Origin of the sequence: Ferrovibrio sp. (assembly GCF_029255545.1) — a bacterium.
In the GTDB taxonomy this organism is placed as follows: domain Bacteria; phylum Pseudomonadota; class Alphaproteobacteria; order Ferrovibrionales; family Ferrovibrionaceae; genus Ferrovibrio.
This window is the reverse complement of the sequence record NZ_JANLJJ010000039.1, coordinates 1-3291: the sequence shown is the minus strand read 5'-3', so window position 1 is coordinate 3291 and position 3291 is coordinate 1. Positions and strand designations below refer to the sequence as shown.

3 protein-coding genes and 1 pseudogene are annotated in these 3291 nt (G+C 61.7%); 2 read left to right on the top strand and 2 right to left on the bottom strand.

Annotation, left to right across the window (positions count from 1 at the left end; genetic code table 11):
• Window positions 1-1292 (bottom strand): annotated as a pseudogene (locus tag Q1J79_RS07640) (hypothetical protein); the annotation flags it as partial.
• Between the two features lie 289 nt (window positions 1293-1581).
• Between Q1J79_RS07640 and Q1J79_RS07635 the strand changes: the two are divergent.
• The gene (locus Q1J79_RS07635; RefSeq protein ID WP_300298831.1) at window positions 1582-2079 is read left to right on the top strand and encodes an Lrp/AsnC family transcriptional regulator; all 498 of its coding nucleotides are present in this window, start codon (window positions 1582-1584) and stop codon (window positions 2077-2079) included.
• A 53-nt stretch (window positions 2080-2132) separates the two neighbouring features.
• Here the strand turns inward: Q1J79_RS07635 and Q1J79_RS07630 are convergent, their stop codons facing one another.
• The gene (locus tag Q1J79_RS07630; protein ID WP_300298828.1) at window positions 2133-2480 is read right to left on the bottom strand and encodes a hypothetical protein; all 348 of its coding nucleotides are present in this window, start codon (window positions 2478-2480) and stop codon (window positions 2133-2135) included.
• Window positions 2481-2610: 130 nt separating this feature from the next.
• On the opposite strand from Q1J79_RS07630, the gene Q1J79_RS07625 reads away from it, so the two are divergent.
• Window positions 2611-2952 carry a hypothetical protein gene (locus Q1J79_RS07625; RefSeq protein WP_300298826.1) on the top strand — a complete coding sequence of 114 codons (342 nt, stop codon included), beginning with the start codon at window positions 2611-2613 and terminating at the stop codon, window positions 2950-2952.
• Window positions 2953-3291 lie beyond the last annotated feature (339 nt).

Below are 3291 nucleotides of genomic sequence, written 5' to 3'. Positions count from 1 at the left end.
GGCAGCGCGACGGATTTCCACTCCTTCAGCGGCAGCACCGGCAGCGGCATGATGTAGCCTTTGCCGATCAGCGCGGTCAGATTGGGCAGGTTCGGATCGGGTGTCAGGTCGGTGCGCTCGACATTGGCATGCGCGATGCGCCGTTTGGCGTTATCCGCGCGCACGATCTCGTAGCGCGGCCGCACGAAATAGCGCCCGGCCCGGATCTCGATCTGGTCGGGGAAACGCGCCTGGGGCAGCAGCTTGCCGAGATCGACCGGCGTGGTGCCAAACGGCGGCACTTCGCCGTCCCACCAGGCGATATCCTGCGACCCCATGACGTTGACGCCGATGGCGCCGGCGGGAATCGCCACCGGATGGCTGTTCTGCACCCAGAGCAGCAGGGTCTCGCCCGCCTTGGGCGACGGCACGCCGGCATACAGATCGGCCGGCCAGGCATTGGCGTCGTGGGTGCAACTGAGCTGCCGGCCGGATTCCGAGAAACTGTCGACCGCGTATTTCACCACGTCGTGGCCCTTGATGCGGATCGCGTGGATGAACAGCGAGCCGGCGAAATCGCCCAGGCCAAACCGCTGGCGCACCGCGCGGCTGTCGATGCTGACGGCGTGGAAGGCGCCTTTCAGCGGCTCGGTCCATTCCGCCAGCACGGCGCCATCGGCGCCGAACAGGCAGAGCCACAGCGCCGGGTTGGCTGCGCCATAACCCGACCAGTAATCGGCGGTGACGATCTGGGTATGCAGGCCCTCGCCCGCCCCGGTGCCGTCGCCGCTGTTGCCCACGTCACGCAGGAAGGCGAAGTTGGTGGCGAAGTTGATCGGGTCGAGATACCGCGCCGGATTCGACAGCCAGTCCTGCGGCAGCCGCATGGCATCCAGCGTGAAGACCTGGCAGCCCGGCGGCAGCAGGCGGGCGATCTGCTGCTTGTGGATCTCGGCGTCAAACGCGGTGATCAGCACCGCGTCGGGCGCGACGGCGCGGAGCGCGGTGACCGGCTGCGTCTCCAGCCCCAGCCGGGTCTGGCCGAGGTCTTCCACGCGCTGCACGAAGACGCCGGCGAGATGGCCACGCGGGATCGGGTAGAAGGCATCGAGCGGCTCGGCGGCAGCCAACGGATCGGGGTCGTAGACGGCCAGGCGCTGAAACCCGGCCAGCCCCTGCACCAGGGCGCGGGCCTGGGCGGCGATACGCGGATGGCCCAGCGCCTTGAACAGGCAATGGCCACCGAAATTGTTGCCCGGCCGCCAGCCATTGCGGCTGTCGGGGTTGGAAAAGGTGTCGATCTTCAGCGCCATGGATGTCCGGGCCCACCGCCCGTTTTATACTTGCCGGGCCAGCCCGGAATTCCCCCGCCGGCACCCCCGGCGCCGGCTTGTCGGCGGCAGGTGTAGCACCAAGCCGGCCGGCGGGGAATTGACTTGGGGCAAAGCATTTCACCGCTAGCGGATTACCCCGATCTCCACGTGCGGCGGGCAGCCGGGCGCTCTGTATACGCGCAATTATCTTAGCCCCCGAGGCTTGGATTCTTGCGATCATTTATAATAATATTGCGCAACCCCCAGTTCAGATAATGAGAAAATTTCCATGCAACGCGTGAAGCTCGACCTCATCGACCGCAAGATCCTGGCCGACCTGCAGGCCGATGGCCGCATGACCAACGTGGAGCTGGCCCAGCGCGTGGGCATCTCGGCGCCGCCCTGCCTGCGCCGGGTGCGCGCCCTGGAAGAGGCCGGCTTCATCAAGGGTTATCACGCCGAGCTCAACCCGCAGCAGCTGGGCTATGGCGTGACGGTGTTTGCCATGGTGGGCCTGAACAGCCAGGCCGAGCATGACCTGGTGGCCTTCGAGCAGACCGTGGCCGGCTGGGACCAGGTGCGCGAATGCTACATGCTGGCCGGCGAAAACGACTTCATCCTGAAGATCGTGGCCCGCGACTGGGACGCCTACCAGACCTTCCTGACGCGAGAATTGACCGCGTTGCAAAACGTGGCGCATGTGAAAACCGCGCTGACCATCCGCTGCTCCAAGAGCGAGCCGGGCGTGCCGGTGGACATGCCGGCCGAGGAAAACGCAGCGGAGTAAGCCTCCGTCCCTGCCCCGTTGATCCGCCCGCCCGGGCACCCCGAACCTGAGGGTTAAAAACTGATATCAGTGATATCACTGGTATAAATCCGGCGTTTTGAATCGGTTTTGCGCCTGTTTGCGCCACGGGCAACGACGTCCGGCGGTTTGCGGCGCCGGGCCGCGGTTTTGCATCGTTTTCCATGCCTTTTCAGAGAGTTTGAGCGATTTTGCATCCCGGCAGCCGGCGGCGGAAAATCCGCGCGCGGCCATGACTCGGACAAACAGAACAATATGGGAACAATACGGCGGGGATCAAGGCCGTTCAGCAGACCGGCTGGATCATCATGCAATGATGTGAAGCCTGAAGGCAAACCCGGCAGCGCGCCGGGTTTGGCGTCATCGCGGAGAAGGACCGCCAAGCAATATACAAGCTGTTGATCCGGCTAGGCTCGGAAACCCAATTTATTGGGCAGACGGCATGTGTCACATTTATGTACTATAAGCGATTTCTCTGTCAACATTAGGCTCCGACCAAGACGGGGGAGGCAAATGTTCAAGTTCTTAGCATCGGCATTGGTGGGCGGTGTCGCATTTGCCAAGGACCCCGTATCCACTGGCGTCCTGTACCTCAAAGACGGTTTAAAGAAGGCTGGACAAAATCCGGATCGCCTCCCCCTCGCTCTTTATCAAGAGCTTGCGAAATACGCGTTAGACACCGCTGACAGTCTTGCGATGTTGGATAAGCGGGAGAAGAAGGTCACTCACTTTACAAATCATCTTGAAGGCGTGTTGTATTGCCTTCTGGATGCCATCGGCGGAAGGTACAAGCCTATTCCCGGTATTCAGAGCCCCATTGACGATATATTCCGCCGCTACAAAGTAATTTTGTAGTTGGGCGAGTTGATTGATTCACCACATCTTTAATTCTCCGCACTGGACATAAGCTACATCACTCTCCAAGTACGACCTCTCAGCAAGTTCGAGATCGGCGCTGGAGGGTAAGAATGCAGTGACCCTTGTTGCTGCGCCGAAGACAGCGGGAGAATGATGCGCCATTCTTGCTCATGCTTCCAATCGTCACTCTTGATGCCAAGGCGCTCCTTAGTAATCGCGGATAAACCACGATTTCACGTCAGCCCAACGCGGCCTTCAGCTATTCAAATTTTCCGGAAAGAAAGTTGGCGTCCCCACGGGGATTCGAACCCCGGTTTGCGCCGTGAGAGGGCGCCG

Coding starts and splice junctions, on each gene's coding strand:
- Q1J79_RS07635 (WP_300298831.1), top strand. CDS start 1,582: ATGCAACGCGTGAAGCTCGACCTCATCGACCGCAAGATCCTGGCCGAC.
- Q1J79_RS07625 (WP_300298826.1), top strand. CDS start 2,611: ATGTTCAAGTTCTTAGCATCGGCATTGGTGGGCGGTGTCGCATTTGCC.